Source organism: Sphaerisporangium sp. NPDC005288 (assembly GCF_040607475.1).
Classification (GTDB): domain Bacteria; phylum Actinomycetota; class Actinomycetes; order Streptosporangiales; family Streptosporangiaceae; genus Sphaerisporangium; species Sphaerisporangium rhizosphaerae.
Window position 1 is genome coordinate 22018 of record NZ_JBEXGT010000006.1, and the last position, 16068, is coordinate 38085.

At 72.4% G+C, this 16068-nt stretch carries 16 protein-coding genes; 9 read left to right on the plus strand and 7 right to left on the minus strand.

The features are described from left to right. Nucleotides 1-90: 90 nt before the first annotated feature. Nucleotides 91-726, minus strand: a complete 636-nt coding sequence (locus ABZU32_RS08020) for a TIGR03085 family metal-binding protein (protein ID WP_354845996.1) — start codon at nt 724-726, stop codon at nt 91-93. 457 nt (nt 727-1183) lie between these two features. Here ABZU32_RS08020 and ABZU32_RS08025 point away from each other — a divergent pair, with 457 nt between their 5' ends. After that, on the plus strand, nt 1184-2968 hold the full coding sequence (locus ABZU32_RS08025) for an ABC transporter ATP-binding protein (protein WP_354919291.1): 1785 nt from the start codon (nt 1184-1186) through the stop codon (nt 2966-2968). A 56-nt stretch (nt 2969-3024) separates the two neighbouring features. After that, nucleotides 3025-4788, plus strand: a complete 1764-nt coding sequence (locus ABZU32_RS08030) for an ABC transporter ATP-binding protein (protein WP_354846482.1) — start codon at nt 3025-3027, stop codon at nt 4786-4788. Between the two features lie 116 nt (nt 4789-4904). Here ABZU32_RS08030 and ABZU32_RS08035 read toward each other — a convergent pair whose 3' ends face one another. From ABZU32_RS08035 to ABZU32_RS08060, 6 genes are all read right to left on the minus strand, one after another. Continuing rightward, entirely contained in the window at nt 4905-5210 is a 306-nt protein-coding gene (locus tag ABZU32_RS08035) for a hypothetical protein (protein ID WP_354845999.1), read from the minus strand. 120 nt (nt 5211-5330) lie between these two features. Next, complete coding sequence (locus ABZU32_RS08040; protein WP_354918777.1) at nt 5331-6179, minus strand: helix-turn-helix transcriptional regulator; 849 nt, start codon at nt 6177-6179, stop codon at nt 5331-5333. A gap of 178 nt (nt 6180-6357) precedes the next feature. Continuing rightward, on the minus strand, nt 6358-7164 hold the full coding sequence (locus tag ABZU32_RS08045) for an ABC transporter permease (protein WP_354918780.1): 807 nt from the start codon (nt 7162-7164) through the stop codon (nt 6358-6360). Nucleotides 7165-7222: 58 nt separating this feature from the next. Further along, nucleotides 7223-8155, minus strand: a complete 933-nt coding sequence (locus tag ABZU32_RS08050) for an ABC transporter permease (protein ID WP_354846008.1) — start codon at nt 8153-8155, stop codon at nt 7223-7225. After that, nucleotides 8152-9366, minus strand: coding sequence for an ABC transporter substrate-binding protein (locus ABZU32_RS08055; protein WP_354918783.1), 1215 nt, complete (start codon nt 9364-9366; stop codon nt 8152-8154). Before ABZU32_RS08055 ends, ABZU32_RS08050 begins: the two co-directional genes overlap by 4 nt. 30 nt (nt 9367-9396) lie before the next feature. Next, a complete protein-coding gene (locus ABZU32_RS08060; RefSeq protein ID WP_354918786.1) occupies nt 9397-10413 on the minus strand; it encodes an ABC transporter ATP-binding protein in 1017 nt (338 codons plus the stop codon). 176 nt (nt 10414-10589) lie between these two features. On the opposite strand from ABZU32_RS08060, the gene hisI reads away from it, so the two are divergent. From hisI to trpA, 7 genes are all read left to right on the plus strand, one after another. Next, nucleotides 10590-10940, plus strand: coding sequence for a phosphoribosyl-AMP cyclohydrolase (gene hisI / locus ABZU32_RS08065; protein ID WP_354846016.1), 351 nt, complete (start codon nt 10590-10592; stop codon nt 10938-10940). Then, nucleotides 10937-11617, plus strand: a complete 681-nt coding sequence (locus tag ABZU32_RS08070; RefSeq protein ID WP_354918789.1) for a TIGR02234 family membrane protein — start codon at nt 10937-10939, stop codon at nt 11615-11617. Before hisI ends, ABZU32_RS08070 begins: the two co-directional genes overlap by 4 nt. A 117-nt stretch (nt 11618-11734) precedes the next feature. After that, nucleotides 11735-12265, plus strand: coding sequence for a CD225/dispanin family protein (locus tag ABZU32_RS08075; RefSeq protein ID WP_354846022.1), 531 nt, complete (start codon nt 11735-11737; stop codon nt 12263-12265). Nucleotides 12266-12318: 53 nt separating this feature from the next. Then, a complete protein-coding gene (locus ABZU32_RS08080) occupies nt 12319-12702 on the plus strand; it encodes a DUF2752 domain-containing protein (RefSeq protein ID WP_354918792.1) in 384 nt (127 codons plus the stop codon). A gap of 184 nt (nt 12703-12886) precedes the next feature. Next, the gene (trpC, locus tag ABZU32_RS08085) at nt 12887-13711 is read left to right on the plus strand and encodes an indole-3-glycerol phosphate synthase TrpC (protein WP_354846028.1); all 825 of its coding nucleotides are present in this window, start codon (nt 12887-12889) and stop codon (nt 13709-13711) included. A gap of 50 nt (nt 13712-13761) precedes the next feature. Beyond that, on the plus strand, nt 13762-14952 hold the full coding sequence (gene trpB / locus ABZU32_RS08090; RefSeq protein WP_354919295.1) for a tryptophan synthase subunit beta: 1191 nt from the start codon (nt 13762-13764) through the stop codon (nt 14950-14952). Nucleotides 14953-14985: 33 nt separating this feature from the next. Continuing rightward, nucleotides 14986-15780 (plus strand): tryptophan synthase subunit alpha, encoded by a 795-nt coding sequence (trpA, locus tag ABZU32_RS08095; RefSeq protein ID WP_354918794.1) that lies wholly within the window; start codon nt 14986-14988, stop codon nt 15778-15780. The last annotated feature ends 288 nt before the right edge of the window (nt 15781-16068 follow it).

Consider the following 16068-nt stretch of genomic DNA (forward strand, 5'->3'; position numbering starts at 1 on the left):
GATGCCGTTCCCGGTTGGAGTCGGACGCTGTGCCCGGTTGGAGTCGGATGGCGTGCCGGGTCGCTGCCGGACGGCGAGGTGGGTCTGGCGTCAGACGCCGAGGTGGGCCTGGCGGAGGCGGTCGATGGAGGGCTGGTCGCCCTCGTAGGCGACGCGGGCGTGCTCCTGCCGGCCGAAGGCGAACAGCAGCAGCTCGACCGGCTCCCCGGTGACGATGACGTGAGGCTCGGCCTTCTTGCCTCCCGCCTTGCGCCCGTCGGGCAGTCGCAGCACGACCCCGACCGGCGAGCGGCGCAGCATCATGCGGGCGCCGCTCGAGACCCGCTTCCACACGGTCTCGGTGAGGTCGGCCGGCAGCTCGCGCGGCTCCCAGCCAGGCTGGGCCCGCCGGACGTCCTCGTGGTGGACCAGCAGCTCAAGGGTGTTGACGAGCGCGTCCACGCCGGGCAGGAAGCCGTACGGCGACCACGGGGGCGGGCCCTGGCGGACGGCGTCGACGAGCTCGGGGTAGCTCCGGCCCGACTTGACGCCCTCCTGCACCCGGGCGGTGTAGCCGGCGAGCGGCTTGAGGACGATGCCGCCCGCGGCGTCGATGCGGCGCTCGCGCAGGACGAGGTGGGCGGCCAGGTCGGCGGTCGCCCATCCGGCGCAGAGCGTCGGGGCGTCGGGTCCGAGGTGGTCGAGGAGGTCACAGAGTGCGGCGCGTTCGGCGCGTGCGTGCGTCATCCTGATCACCCTAACTGCGTCGTTCTGATCACCCTAACAAGGCCCGTGCCCGGCCGATCGGCCCGCCCCGGGGTGACGTCCAAGGTGGGCCGTCCCCCCCGACAAGGCCCGTGCCCCGCTGATCGGCCCGCTCTGAGGTGACGTCCAAGGTGGGCCGATCATCCCTGACAAGCCCCGCGCCCCGCTGATCGGCCGGCCCTGGGATGACGTCCACGATGGGCCGATCCCCCCTGACGAGGCCCGTGCCCGCTGATCGGGCCGCCCAGGGGTGATGACCGAGGTGGGCCGTAGGGGTGGGAATAAATGAGTTGCCGCGGATGATAGGGATTGTGGCGGACCGGTTCCCCCGGCGAGCTCCGGCCGGCCCGCCAGGTCTCGTCCCCCATCGAGCCAGGTCTCGTCCCCCATCGAGAGGATCCCCCGCGTGCCGAGCGAGCGCGATCACAGTCCGACCGTCATGCGCCAGGGGTTCGGTGTCATCGGCCACGCCATCCGGGGTGAGCCGCGCATCTTCATCGGCGCCGTGCTGAGCAGCTCGCTCTACGGCGCGATGACCGTCGCCTCCTCGTGGGCGCTGGGCTGGGCGACCGAGAACGCCGTGCTGCCGGCCTTCCGGTCGGGGCACGCGGTCACCGGCACCCTGGTCACCGCGGCGCTGCTGATCGTCGGCGTGGCGGTGCTCAAGGCGGCGGGGGTGATCGGCCGCAGGGTGCTGGCCGGCATCATGCAGTACCGGATGCAGGCCCGCTCGCGGCGCGAGGTGACCCGCCAGTACCTGCGGCTGCCGCTGGCCTGGCACCACCGTCACCCGACCGGCCAGCTGCTGTCCAACGCCAGCTCCGACGTCGAGGCCGCCTGGGCGCCGCTGGCGCCGCTGCCGATGGCCGTCGGCGTCGTGGTGATGCTGGTCACCGCGGCCGTCGCCATCCTGGTCGTCGACCCGGTGCTCGCCCTGGTCGGCTTCCTGATCTTCCCGGCCATCGCCGTGCTGAACCTGGTCTACCAGCGCAGGCTCTCCCCGCTGGTGATGCGGGCGCAGCAACTGCGCGCCGAGGTCAGCGAGATCGCGCACGAGAGCTTCGAGGGGGCGCTCGTCGTCAAGACCCTCGGGCGGGAGGACACCGAGGCGGCGCGCTTCCAGGCCACGGCCGACCGGCTGCGCGACGCCAACATCGCCGTGGGCCGCATCCGCGGCCTGTTCGACCCGCTGCTGGAGGCGCTGCCCACCTTGGGCGTGCTGGCGGTGCTGCTGTTCGGCTCGGTCCGCCTGGCCGCGGGGGACGTCTCCTCCGGAGAGCTCATCCAGATCTCCTACCTGTTCACGCTGCTCGCCTTCCCGATCCGCGCGCTCGGCTGGGTGCTCGCCGAGCTGCCGCGCAGCGTCGTCGGCTGGCGGCGGGTGCAGGACGTGCTGAACGCGTCCGGGTCGATGGAGTTCGGCCCGGCGCGCCTGCCCGCGGCCGGCCCGGCGCGCATCGAGGTGCGCGACCTCAGCTTCGCCTACGTGCCGGGCGCGCCCGTGCTGTCGGGCGTGGGCTTCGAGGTCAGGCCGGGCCGGACGGTGGCGCTCGTCGGCCCCACCGGGTCGGGCAAGTCGACGCTGACCCAGCTGCTGGTCCGCCTCGTCGACCCCGACGAGGGACGGGTGCTCATCGACGGGGTGGACCTGCGCGAGGTCGCCCGCGGCGAGGTGAGCACCGCCGCGGCCCTGGTGCCGCAGCAGACGTTCCTGTTCGACGACACCGTCCGCGGCAACCTGACCCTGGGCTCGCAGGAGGACGTGCCGGACGAGAAGGTGTGGGCGGCGCTGCGCCTGGCGCAGGCCGAGGGCTTCGTCAGCGCCCTGCCCAAGAGCCTGGACACCCGCATCGGCGAGCGCGGCGCGACCCTGTCGGGCGGGCAGCGGCAGCGCCTGGCGCTGGCCCGGGCCCTGGTCAGGACACCCCGGCTGCTCATCCTGGACGACGCCACCTCCAGCGTGGACGCGCAGGTGGAGGGCCGCATCCTGTTCGGCCTGCGGGACGGGTCACCCGACTCCACGGTGATCGTGGTCGCCTACCGCATGGCGACGATCGCGCTTGCCGACGAGGTGGTCTACCTGGAGCAGGGCCGCGTCGTCGACCGCGGCGCCCATGACGAGCTGCTGGCCCGCTGCGAGGGCTACCGCAACCTGGTCACCGCATACGAACGTGAAGAGGCCGAGCGCGCGGCGCTGGACGCCGACGAGGAGATCGTGGCATGACGACCCAGGTCGAAGAACGCGGCGCCGCCGCCGTGAAGGCGGGCGGCGCGCTGCGCATGGAGGAGCGTTCGGCCCTGGCGACGCTGCGGCGCGGCCTCGCGCTGTCGCCGGAGTTCCGCACCGGGCTGCCGGTCACGCTGCTGCTGGCGGTGCTCGCCACGCTCGGCAAGGTGATCGTCCCCTTCGCGGTACAGCAGGTCATCGACCGCGGCCTGAAGGACACCACGTCACCGGACATGCCGTTCATCACCAAGGCCGTCGTGCTCTGCGCCGTCGCGGTGCTGCTGACCGCCCTGTGCGGCTACCTGATGAACGTGCGGCTCTACCGCTCGACCGAGTCGGGGCTGGCCTCGCTGCGGGGCAAGGCGTTCCGGCACGTCCACGACCTGTCGGTGCTGACCCAGAACACCGAGCGGCGCGGCGCGCTGGTCTCCCGGGTCACCAGCGACGTGGACCAGATCAGCACGTTCATGCAGTGGGGTGGCCTCATGGTCATCATCTCGGTAGGTCAGCTGCTCATCGCGAGCGTGATGATGGCCCTGTACTCCTGGCAGCTCGCGCTGGTCGTCTGGGGCTGCTTCCTGCCGATGGCCGTCGCGCTGCCGCGGTTCCAGAGGTTGGTGGCCCGCGCCTACACCCAGGTTCGCGAGCGCACCGGCGACATGCTGGCGGCGGTCAGCGAGTCGGTGGTGGGCAGCGCGGTGATCCGGGCGTACGGGTCGGAGGAGCGCACCGCGCGCCGCATCGACGAGGCCGTCGGCCTGCACCAGCGGGCGCAGACCCGCGCGCAGAAGATCATCGCCTTCACCTTCCCGACCACCGAGCTGGTGGGCGCGGTGGCGATCGCCGGAGTGGTCCTGCTCGGCGTTCACCTCGGGGTGGGCGGCACCATCTCCGCCGGGCGGCTGGTCGCGTTCCTGTTCCTGATCACGCTGTTCATCAGCCCGCTGCAGACGGCGACCGAGGTGCTCAACGACGCCCAGAACGCCGTCGCCGGCTGGCGGCGGGTGCTCGGCGTGCTGGACACCCCCGCTGACGTCGCCGACCCCGCGGACAAGGGCGCGGTCCTGCCGCGCGGCCCCATCACGGTGTCCTTCCAGGACGTCGGCTTCCACTACCCCGACGGCCCGCGGGTGCTGCACGAGGTGTCGGTCGAGATCGGGCCCCGCACGCGCGTCGCGGTCGTGGGGGAAACCGGCTCGGGCAAGACGACCTTCGCCAAGCTGCTCACCCGGCTCATGGACCCGACCTCCGGGCGCATCCTGGTGGACGGCGCGGACCTGCGCAAGGTGCGGTTCTCCTCGCTGCGCGAGCGCATCGTCATGGTTCCGCAGGACGGGTTCCTGTTCGACGGCACGCTCGCCGACAACATCCGCTATGGCCGCCCCTCGGCCACCGACGCCGACATCGCCCTGGCCATCACCGAACTGGGCCTGACCGACTGGCTGGAGGGCCTGCCCGCGGGCCTGGCCACCTCGGTCGGCCAGCGCGGCGAGTCGCTGTCGGCCGGGGAGCGCCAGCTCGTCGCCCTGGCGCGGGCCTACCTGGCCGACCCCGACCTGCTGCTGCTGGACGAGGCCACCTCCGCGGTGGACCCGGCGACGGAGGTGCGGCTGGCCCGCGCGCTCGACGGCGTCACCCGTGGCCGCACGGCCGTGTCGATCGCCCACCGCCTGTCCACCGCCGAGGCGGCGGACGAGGTGCTGGTGTTCGAGCACGGACGCATCGTCCAGCGCGGCCCGCACGCCGAGCTGGTGCGCCAGGACGGCGTCTACGCCGACCTGTACGCCTCCTGGACCTCCGCCGCCCGCACCTCCTGACCCCGGACGCCGCCCGCCGCGCCGCGTCCGGGCGACCTCAGCGGTCGCACCGCCTCACCGGCCCGGCGGTGACCTTCCGGTGATCCCGGCGGCTCGCCTGGCGTGCCGCCGCGGTCTCAGCGGTCGTGGCGGGGGGCCGGGCGCAGGGCCTGGCAGACGTGCGTGGCCGCCGTCTGGGGGTCGTCCACGGGGGCGATGCGCTCGGCCCAGGCCCACCAGAACCACCAGCTCTCCTCGGCCCGGGCCGCGAAGATGACCTCCGAGAGCGTGGGCACCGAGGTGCTGACCACGATGAGCTGGGGCACCCCGCCGCGGGTCACCCCGACGCGCACGTGCAGGCCGCGCGCGCGCAGCAGGTCGCCGAGCCGTCTGAGGTGGTCGGCCGCCGTAGCGGCGCTCATCACCTTGTCCGCGGTCGCCATGGGCGTGATCTCCGTCCGGGCGGAGGTGGACGTGCGAGACGGGGGCGTGCCCCGCGTCACCACGGAGTGCGTCCCTGGTGACGCTAGGCGACCGCCGGCGGGCGGTTCAACGATGTTGCTTCATGTTCCTCGCAGGCGTTCCGCCTCCGCCTGGACCAGCTCGCGCGCGGCCTGGCCGTAGACGGCCGTCTCGGACAGGCGGGCGAAGGCCCTTTCGTACAGGGCGACGTCGCTGGGGATCTTGATGCGGTACTGGCCGGGGATGGTGTCCACCCTGACTTGCGTGGCGTCGTAGATCCAGAAATTCTCCGGCGGCAGGATCGCCGGACGGGCGGTGGCGGGGATGACGCCGAAACTGAGCTGCGGGGTGTTGGCCGTCAGCCCCGCCAGCCGGTCGAGCTGCTCAAGCATGCCCTCGACCCCGCACACCCGGGTGCGCAGCGCCTGCTCGCCGACGATGAACATGAACCGCTTGCCGCCGGCCGACAGCACCTGCTGCTGCGCCAGCCGCGCCGCCACCGCGTCGTCCAGGTCGTCGGGGATGCCGCGGAAGTCGATGACCGCCCGCAGGTGCGCGCGGGCGTAGCCGGGGGTCTGCAGCAGGCCGGGGACCGCGGAGTGCTGGAAGACCCGGAACTGCTGGGTGTCGCGGTAGAGCGGCTGGAAGGACTCCTGCACGTGGCGCAGCCCGGTGGACTCCAGGCGCCGCCACTCGGTGTACATGGAGTCGATGTTGCGAACGGCGGCGATCAGGTCCACCACGTACTCCTCGGCGTCGCATATCCGGCACCAGACCCGGATGTCGGTCTCGTTGGGCATCTGCGCCGCGTTCTCGATCTTGGACACCTTGGAGTAATGCCAGCCCGCCTGGGAGGCCAGGAGCCGCCCGGTCATGCCGGCCTCGCTGCGGATCTCGCGCAGCCGCGCGGCGAGGATTCCCTTGGCTTCGGTGATGCGCGGGGGAGGCATGGGAGGCCACCTCTCCGGAGCGTGGACCGGGTGACGTCGCCGACTCGACGACCGTAGCGTGAACGCCGCGCGCGGTTCCCCCATGTTGCGTGATGTTGCTCGCCCGTGGCCCGCCCGGCGCGCGCGGGCGGGCGCCGGGCGCCGGCCGGAACGCCCTCGGGGTGCGGACAGGCCGCCGTCAGTGCGTGCCGGCCGTGCCCGACAGGCGCTGGGCCAGGTAGATGGGGACCACCGACAGCACGATGAGCGCGGCGGCGACGACGTTGACCACCGGCGCCTGGTTCGGGCGGAACAGGTTCTCGAAGATCCAGATCGGCAGCGTCCTCACCCCCGCCCCGGCGGTGAACGTCGTCACGATGATCTCGTCGAACGACAGCGCGAAGGCCAGAAGGCCGCCCGCCAGCAGCGCCGAGCGCATCATCGGGAAGGTGACCAGGCGGAAGGTCGTGAAGGTGTCCGCTCCCAGGTCGGCCGAGGCTTCCTCCATGTTCAGCCCGGTCCGCCGCAGCCGCGCCAGCACGTTGTTGTGCACGGTCACCACGCAGAACGTCGCGTGGCCCACGATCACGGTGAACATGCCGAGCCCGACGCCGAAGGGCTCGAGGATCGTGCGGAAGGCGTTGTTGAGCGCGATGCCGGTCACGATGCCCGGCAGCGCGATCGGCAGCACGATGAGCAGCGAGACGGCGTCCCGGCCGAAGAACCGGTGGCGCTGCACGGCGAAGGCCGCCATCGTGCCGAGCACCAGCGCGATCGCCGTCGCGCCCAGCCCGGCCCGCACCGAGGTCCACAGCGCGTCGCGCACGCCCGAGGAGTCCCAGGCGATGCCCCACCACCGCGTGGTGAACCCGGCCGGCGGCCAGGCGAAGGTCCGGTCGGAGTTGAAGGAGTTCAGCAGCACGATCGCCAGCGGCACGTAGATGACGCCGAGCCCGAGCGCCAGCGCCGCGCGCAGCGCCAGCCGCGCCGTTCGGGACAGGTTCACCGGAGCCTCCTGGCCGGGGGGTTCGCGGGGCGGGACGGGGTCACGGGGGGCGCGCCGGTCACAGGTTCTCCAGCGCCCCGGTGCGGCGGACGGCCGCCAGGTACACCAGCATGATCACGACGGGGACCGTGGCGACCGCGGCGGCGAAGGGGAGGTTGTTCGCCGCGCCGACATTGTCGTAGACGACGTTGCCGATGAGCTGGCTCCGGCCCCCGACGATCTTCACGGCGATGTAGTCGCCGAGCGACAGGGAGAAGGTGAACACCGAGCCGGCCACGATCGCGGGGAAGGCGAGCGGCCACACGACCGTGCGGAACACGCGCCATCCCCGCGCGCCGAGGTCGCCCGCCGCCTCCAGCAGCGAGTCCGGCAGCCGCTCCAGCCCCGCGTAGATCGGCAGGATCATGTACGGCAGCCACAGGTAGGCCAGGGTCGCGATGGTGGCCGTCAGCCCGTACCCCCAGCCGAGCAGGCCGCCTCCGGACAGCATGACCCGCCAGGCGTACGCCTTGACCAGGTAGGACGCCCACAGTGGCGTCAGCACGGCGATGACCAGCCAGCGCTGGGCGCGCGGCGAGGCGAGCTTGGCCATCGCGAACGCCATCGGGAAGGCGATCGCGACGTCGATCAGCGTCACCGCCACCGCCACGCCCACCGACCGCAGGGCGACGGTCCTGTAGACCTCGACCGTCAGAACGTCGTGGAAGTTGGCCCAGGTGAAGGTCCTGACCAGGTCGCCGGTGAAGGCGTCGGTGCTCCAGAACGCGGTGACGAACAGCGCGGCCAGCGCGCCGAGGTAGGCGACGCCGAGCCAGGCCAGCGGCGCCGACAGCAGCAGCGACAGCCGCACGCCGGCGTGCCGGTGGAGCGCGGCGGCGAGCCTGCGGCGCGGGCCGGGCCGTCCCTGCCGCGCCGCCCCGGGTCCGGCCCGCCCGGACGGGGACGCCGGCGCGGCCGGCGCCCCCGATGCCCCCGATGCCGAGGTCGTCACCCCTTGATCTCCGTCCAGGCCCGGGTCCACTCCGAGTAGTCCTTGCACGTGACGTCCGTGCGGCCGTCCAGGCACTGGGCGATCGGGGTCGTCCAGTAGTGGACCTTGGAGAAGTAGGACTCGTCGGTGGCGTGGTAGGTCTCGCAGAAGGTCTTGTCGGAGGTCTGCCCGCACGCCTCGGCGTTGGAGGGCGCCTCGCCGAACCACTCGGCGACCTGGGCGTTGGCCTTCGGCGAGATGATCCAGTCGAGCCACTTGTAGGCGCAGTTGGGGTGCTCGGCCTTGGCTGCGACCATCCAGGTGTCCGACCAGCCGGTGGCGCCCTCCTTGGGCAGGATCGCCTCGACCGGCGCCTTGTCGGCCTTGACCAGGTTGGCGATGACCTGCCAGGTCGTGCCCGCCACAGTGTCGCCGCTCTTGAACGCCTGTACGGCCTTGGTGTAGTCCGACCAGTACTCGCCGATGTTCTGCTTCTGCTGCTTGAGCAGGTCGACGGCCGCCTGGAACTGCTCGTCGTCAAGGGCGTAGGGGTCCTTGATGCCGAGGCCGGGCTTGGTGGCCATCAGGTACAGGGCCGCGTCGGCGATGTAGATGGGGGAGTCGTAGGCCGTCAGCCTGCCCTTGTAGGGGGAGGCCGGGTCGAACACCACGCCCCATGAGTCCGGCGCCGGGTTCACCTTGTCGGTGCGCCACATCAGCAGGTTGGCGCCGCGGCCGTGCGGCACGCCGTAGGCCACCCCGCCGACCGAGTTCCACGGCTTGAGCTTGAGACCGTCGAAGACGTCCTTGTAGTTGGGCACCAGGTCGGTGTTGACCGGCGCGACCGTGCCGGAGGCGATCAGGCGCAGCGACGCGTCCCCGGAGGCGGACACGGCGTCGTACTCGCCGGTCTTCATCAGGTTCACCATCTCGTCGGAGGTGCCGGCGGTCTTGGTGTCGACCTTGCAGCCGGTGGCCTTCTCGAAGGGGTGGACCCAGTCGACCTTGGGGTCGTTGGAGCCGTCCTCGGCGTAGCCGGCCCAGGCCACCAGGTTGACCTGGCCCTCGCCGGCGCCCAGGCTCCCGAGCGCCTCGATCTTGGGCGGGGTGAACCCGCTCCGGCCGGGGGCGGCCGTGCCTCCGGAGGCGCCGCCACCGGAGGATGCGCCGCCGCAGGCAGCGGCGGCCAGGGCGAGCGCGGCGGCGGCGATCGCGAGTCGGGTGGACCGCATGGTGTCCCTCCTAGGGGTCGGACGGGCGGGTCAGGGAGCGATGGCGAACTCGTGGCGGCGGTTCCAGACCAGCCGCACGCGGCCGCCGCGCAGCCCGGTGACCTCCATGGAGGAGACCTCCAGGTTCTGCTGCAGGACGATGAGCCGCCCCCCGGCGTCGAGGTCGACGAGGAACCTGGTCGAGGCCCCGGCGTACACGACCTCGGCGATCGTGCCGGTGGCGCTGTGCTCCTCGCCGCCGACGGGGGCGTCCACGTCGAGCACCAGGCGCAGCTTCTCGGGGCGGACGCTGTAGGTGCCTTCCTTGCCGAGCACCGATTCCGCCGCCTCGCCGGAGATCAGGTTGGAGGTGCCGACGAACCCCGCCACGAACGGCGTGGAGGGCCGCTCGTACACCTCGGCGGGGGTGCCGACCTGCTCGACGCGGCCCCGGTCGAACACCGCGACACGGTCGCTCATGGTGAGGGCCTCCTCCTGGTCGTGGGTGACGAACAGGAAGGTGATGCCGACCTGGCGCTGGATCTGCTTCAACTCGACCTGCATCTCCTCACGCAGCTTGAGGTCCAGGGCGCCGAGGGGCTCGTCCAGCAGCAGCACCCGCGGCCGGTTGACCAGCGCCCTGGCGAGCGCGACCCGCTGGCGCTGCCCGCCCGAGAGCTGGGAGGGCCGCCGTCCTTCGAACCCCGGCAGGCGCACCGCGGCCAGCGCCTCGGCGGCCCGCTCGCGCCGCTCGCCCTTCGGGACCCTCTTCACCCGCAGGCCGTACTCGACGTTCTGCAGCACGCTCATGTGCGGGAACAGCGCGTAGTCCTGGAAGACGGTGTTGACGTCCCGCTCGAAGGGGGCCAGGCGGGTGACCTCGCGCCCGCCCAGTTCGACGGTGCCGGACGTGGGCGACTCGAAGCCCGCGATCATGCGCAGCACGGTGGTCTTGCCCGACCCCGACGGGCCGAGCATCGCGAAGAACTCGCCGTCGGCGATGTCGAGGTCGACCCCGGCGACCGCCTCCACCGCGCCGAAGTTCTTGCGAAGGCCGCGCAGCCGCACCGCCACGTTCTGGTCTGGCGTGTCGGAAACATATGGAGTCGGGGGTTCGCGGTGAAGCACAAACCGGTATCGCTGTTATGAACCGGGCCAGAGGCATAGGGAGAGCGGCCTCGACCCCGGCGCGGCATACCCCTGCGGTGACCTGCCCCTGCGGGGGGTTGCGGCAGAATTGCCCCATGCCTCTTGAGCAGAAGATCGCCGACCGCCTCAAGCGCACGGCGGACGGGCTGGTGCCCGCGGTGGTCCAGCAGCACGGCACCGGCGAGGTGCTGATGCTGGCCTGGATGGACGACGAGGCGCTGCACCGCACGCTCACCACCGGCCGGGCGACCTACTGGTCGCGCAGCCGCCGCTCCTACTGGGTCAAGGGCGAGACCTCCGGCCACGTCCAGCACGTCAGGCACGTGGCCCTCGACTGCGACGGCGACACCATCCTGCTCCAGGTCGACCAGGTGGGGGCGGCCTGCCACACCGGCGACCGCACCTGCTTCGACGCCGACGTGCTGCGGGTCCAGGAGCCCCAGTGACCCCGCCCGCGGCCCCCGCCCGTACCGGCGCGGCGCGCGGCGGCACCCGCCGCGGGCTGCTGGCCTGGGTGGCGGCCGGCGTCCTTGGGGCGGCGCTCATCCTGCTCGCCTCCGGGCGCATCTGGGCCGAGGTCGCCTACCCGCCCGCTCCCGGCGCCACCCGTTCCGGCACGGTCGCCCTGTCCGGCGGAGACCTGGCGCCCGTCCTGAGCCCGCTCGCCCTGGCCTGCCTGGCCGCGGTGGTCGCCGTGCTCGCCACCCGCGGCCTGTGGCGCAGGGTCGTCGGCGCCCTCATCGCCCTGCTCGGCGCGGCGGCCGCCGTGGCCGCCGGGCAGGGTGCCTCCCCCTCCCGCGCGGTGGAGGTCGCGGGGACGCGCGGCACGCTGACCGGCCTGGCCGAGACGACGGTGTCCGCCATGCCCGCGTGGCCGGTCGCCGCCGCCGCGGGGGGCCTGGCGCTCGCCGCGGCCGGCGCGGTCGCGGTGGCGCGCGGCGGCCGCTGGCCCGCCATGTCCGAGCGGTACGAGCGGCGGGGCCCTCGCCCGGACGACGCCGCCGGCGCCGCCCGTGGAGAGCGTGGAGAGCGTCCGGCCAGGTCCGAGCGGTCGCTGTGGGACGCGCTCGACCAGGGCGTCGATCCGACCGAGGGTGAGGGGCCGGGCGGGCGGCAGGGCTGACCTGATGTCCCCGCAATATGACAAGTTGTCCACAAAGCGGAACAACGCCCATGCGCGTCACCGGTCGTCGCTATGCTGCCGCAGCGCAATACGCGATTTCACTCACAGGAGCCTTCCATGAGCTACGGGAATCAGCCGGGCAATCCTGAGGGGTACGACCCTCAGCAGCCCGGTGGCCAGCCCTCCGGGGGGTACGGCCAGCAGGACGGCGGCTACGGGCAGCAGCAGCCGGGGTACGGACAGCAAGGCGGGGGATACGGCCAGCAGGGGGGCTACGGCCAGCAGGGGTACGGGCAGCAGGGCTACGGTCAGCAGGGCGGATACCCGCCGCCCCAGGGCGGTTACGGGCAGGGCCCCTACGGAGGCGGGCCGCCCGCGCCGGACAACCACCTGGTCCCGGCGATCCTCACCACGCTGTTCTGCTGCCTGCCCTTCGGCATCGTCTCGATCGTCAAGTCGTCGCAGGTCAACTCCAAGTGGGCCGTCGGCGACTACCAGGGGGCCATCGCCGCCTCCGAAGAGGCGAAGACCTGGTGGAAGCGGGCCCTCATCTGGGGCATCGTCGTCGACGTCGTCGTGATCGTCGGGTACTTCCTGCTGCTGGCCGTGGTCTTCAGCACCGCGAGCACCCACGGCTACAACTACTGATGACGACGCACGCGGAACACACCGGGAGGCGCGGCACGGGCCGCCTGCGGTCCATGCTCGCGCCCTTCGGCGCCGCGGCGCTCACGGGGGCGGTGTTCACCTACGTGGGCATGGTCGACCCCAACCAGGCCGGCCACTACCCGACCTGCCCCTTCCTGTTCATCACCGGGCTGTACTGCCCCGGTTGCGGCACACTGCGCACCATCCATGCCCTCGCGCACGGCGACGTCGTGGCGGCCGTCGGGCTCAACCCGCTGGCCGTGGCGACCGTCCCTTTCCTGCTGTTCTGGTGGGGGCGGTGGGCTCTGCGCACCTGGCAGGGGCGGCCGGTCCGCACGACGCTGGCCCACCCGGCCTACATCTGGGCGTTCCTCGCGCTGGTGATCGTCTACTGGATCGTGCGGAATCTGCCTTTCGGCAGGTTCCTCGCGCCATGACGCTTCACGATCGCCACCCTGTGGCGAGGCGACGGCGGTAAGCCCGATACCATCGGCAGGGCAAGGTCGGGAGAGGAAGCAGGCCTCCGAGCCGATCAGCCGATCGGGGCGAGGCCGTCCTCGGCCCGGGGGTACAGCGACGGAGGGACCCGGTACGGGTGAGCGAGCCAAGCGAGGAGATCAAGTGAGCGTGCTCGACGAGATCCTGGACGGCGTGCGGGCCGACCTCGCCGACCGGCAGCAGGCCGTGTCGCTGGCGGAGCTCAAGGAACGGGCCCAGCGCGCGCCCGCCACCAGGGACGCCTACGCCGCGCTGGGCGGCGACAAGGTCTCCGTCATCGCCGAGGTCAAGCGGTCCAGCCCTTCCAAGGGGGCCCTGGCCGCGATCGCCGACCCCGCGGCGCTGGCCGGCGACTACGAGGCGGGCGGGGCGCACGTCATCAGCGTGCTGACCGAGGGCCGCCGCTTCGGCGGCAGCCTGGACGACCTCGCCGCGGTCCGCGCGGCGGTGGACATTCCGGTCCTGCGCAAGGACTTCGTGGTCAGCTCCTACCAGCTATGGGAGGCCCGGGCGCACGGCGCCGACCTCGCGCTGCTGATCGTGGCCGCCCTCGAGCAGAACGCCCTGGTCTCTTTGATCGAAAGGGCCGAGTCGATCGGCCTGGCGCCGCTCGTCGAGGTGCATACTGAAGACGAGCTCGACCGGGCGCTGGAAGCCGGTGCCAAGATCGTCGGAGTGAACGCGCGGAACCTCAAGACCCTGGAGGTCGACCGCGACGTCTTCGCCCGGATCGCGCCCAAGATCCCGGACGGCGTCATCAAGATCGCCGAGTCCGGCGTGCGCGGCCCGCACGACCTGCTGGCCTACGCCCGCGCCGGCGCCGACGCCGTGCTCGTCGGCGAGAGCCTGGTCACCGGCAAGGACCCCCGTGCCGCCGTGGTCGACCTGGTCACCGCCGGAGCGCACCCCGCATCGCGACTCGACAACGGACCCGAGAGGCAGCAGTGACCATCGCAGAAGGTCCCATCATCACCGCCGCCGACCTCGTGGGCGGCGGCGTGGCCGGCGACGACCCCGACACCCGGGGGCGCTTCGGCGTCTTCGGCGGCCGGTTCGTGCCCGAGGCGCTGATCCCCGCCCTCGACGAGGTCGCCAAGGTCTACGCCGAGGCCAAGAACGACCCCGCGTTCGTCGCCGAGTTCGACCACCTGCTGCGCACCTACGCCGGGCGGCCGACCACGATCACCGAGGTCAAGCGGTTCGGCGAGGTGGCCGGCGGCGCCCGCGTGCTGCTCAAGCGCGAGGACCTCACGCACACCGGCGCCCACAAGATCAACAACGTGCTCGGCCAGGCCCTGCTCACCAAGCGCCTCGGCAAGAGCCGCGTCATCGCCGAGACCGGCGCCGGCCAGCACGGCGTCGCCACCGCCACCGCCTGCGCGCTGCTCGGCCTCGAGTGCGTCATCTACATGGGCGAGGTCGACTGCGAGCGCCAGGCGCTCAACGTCGCCCGCATGAAGCTCCTCGGCGCCCGGGTCGTCCCGGTCGCCAACGGCAGCCGCACCCTCAAGGACGCCATCAACGAGGCCTTCCGCGACTGGGTGACCAACGTCGACGACACCCACTACCTGTTCGGCACCGTCGCCGGCCCCCACCCCTTCCCCGAGATCGTCCGCGACTTCGCGCGCATCATCGGCGTCGAGGCCCGCCGCCAGGTGCTCGACCTCACCGGCCGCCTGCCCGACGCCGTCGCGGCGGCCGTCGGCGGCGGCTCCAACGCCATCGGCCTGTTCCACGCCTTCATCGGCGACGAGGGCGTCGCCATGCACGGCTACGAGGCCGCGGGGCACGGCGTCGAGTCCGGCGAGCACGCCTGCACCCTCACCGAGGGCTCCATCGGCGTCCTGCACGGCTCGCGCACCTACGTCCTGCAGGACGACGAGGGCCAGACCATCGAGTCCCACTCCATCTCGGCGGGCCTGGACTACCCCGGCGTCGGCCCCGAGCACGCCTGGCTCAAGGACACCGGCCGCGCCACCTACCACGGCATCACCGACGACGAGGCGATGGAGGCCTTCTCGCTGCTCGCGCGCACCGAAGGCATCATCCCCGCCATCGAGTCGGCGCACGCCCTGGCGGGCGTCGTCAAGCTCGGCCGCGAGCTCGGCCCGGAGGCGACCATCCTGGTCAACCTCTCCGGGCGCGGCGACAAGGACATGGGCACCGCCATGAAGTACTTCGACCTGTAGGCCTCCAGACACCTGTAAGCGGGACATCCTGACATGACGACTCTTCAGACGGTGTTCGAGAAGGCGCGGGCCGACAAGCGGGCCGCCCTCGTCGGGTACCTCCCGGCCGGCTTCCCCACCAAGGACGGCGCCATCGCCGCGGCCACCGCCATGGTGGAGGCCGGCTGTGACGTCATCGAGATCGGCCTGCCCTACTCCGACCCGCTGATGGACGGTCCCACCATCCAGGACGCCGTGCACCGCGCCCTGGTCAACGGCACGCGCATCGCCGACGTGATGCGCACGGTGGAAGGCGTGGCCAAGAGCGGCGCCGCGGTGCTCGTCATGACCTACTGGAACCCGATCGACCGCTACGGCGCCGAGCGGTTCGCCCGCGAGCTCGCCGACGCCGGCGGCACCGGCACCATCACCCCCGACCTCACTCCCGAGGAGGCCGGGCCCTGGCGCGAGTACAGCGCGGCGGCCGGCATCGACACCGTCTTCCTCGTCGCGCCGAGCTCGCCCGACGAGCGCATCAAGGCCGTCACCGAGTGCTGCACCGGCTTCGTGTACGCCGCCTCGCTCATGGGCGTCACCGGCGCGCGCGCGAGCGTGAGCAGCGCCGCCGGGGGCCTGGTGAAGCGCTGCCGTCCGCACACCGGCCTGCCCGTGTGCGTGGGTCTCGGCGTCGGCACCGGCGCGCAGGCCGCCGAGGTGGCCGGGTACGCCGACGGCGTCATCGTGGGCTCGGCGTTCATCCGCCGGCTGCTGGACGCCCCCGACGAGGCCGCGGGCCTCGCGTCGGTGCGCGAGCTGGCGGCCGAGCTGGCCACCGGCGTCCGCGCCTGACCGGCCCGCTCCCGCCTGCCCGGCCCGCCCGCTCCTGAGCGCCTGAGCGGTTCGTCCGTTCGCGAGAACATCTGACCGGCTCGACCGCTTGTGGAACGTCTGACCGGCTCGACCGCTCGGGGAGTAGGTGACCGGCTCATCCGCTGCGGGATCGTGGTCGGTTCGCCCGGGCCTGCCCGGGCAAGGGTCTTTCGTCCCTCCAGCGAGGGCGATGCGTCCGTTTCCCGAGCTCACGGCCGTGTGGCAGTCTACGGACGAAGATTGCTTACCGGGTGCTTATCGGCCTCA

Excerpts from the sequence above, each read along its gene's own strand:
- ABZU32_RS08020 (WP_354845996.1), bottom strand. The coding sequence starts at position 726 with ATGACGCACGCACGCGCCGAACGCGCCGCACTCTGTGACCTCCTCGAC.
- ABZU32_RS08025 (WP_354919291.1), top strand. The coding sequence starts at position 1,184 with ATGCGCCAGGGGTTCGGTGTCATCGGCCACGCCATCCGGGGTGAGCCG.
- ABZU32_RS08030 (WP_354846482.1), top strand. The coding sequence starts at position 3,025 with ATGGAGGAGCGTTCGGCCCTGGCGACGCTGCGGCGCGGCCTCGCGCTG.
- ABZU32_RS08035 (WP_354845999.1), bottom strand. The coding sequence starts at position 5,210 with ATGGCGACCGCGGACAAGGTGATGAGCGCCGCTACGGCGGCCGACCAC.
- ABZU32_RS08040 (WP_354918777.1), bottom strand. The coding sequence starts at position 6,179 with ATGCCTCCCCCGCGCATCACCGAAGCCAAGGGAATCCTCGCCGCGCGG.
- ABZU32_RS08055 (WP_354918783.1), bottom strand. The coding sequence starts at position 9,366 with ATGCGGTCCACCCGACTCGCGATCGCCGCCGCCGCGCTCGCCCTGGCC.
- hisI (WP_354846016.1), top strand. The coding sequence starts at position 10,590 with ATGCCTCTTGAGCAGAAGATCGCCGACCGCCTCAAGCGCACGGCGGAC.
- ABZU32_RS08075 (WP_354846022.1), top strand. The coding sequence starts at position 11,735 with ATGAGCTACGGGAATCAGCCGGGCAATCCTGAGGGGTACGACCCTCAG.
- ABZU32_RS08080 (WP_354918792.1), top strand. The coding sequence starts at position 12,319 with ATGCTCGCGCCCTTCGGCGCCGCGGCGCTCACGGGGGCGGTGTTCACC.
- trpA (WP_354918794.1), top strand. The coding sequence starts at position 14,986 with ATGACGACTCTTCAGACGGTGTTCGAGAAGGCGCGGGCCGACAAGCGG.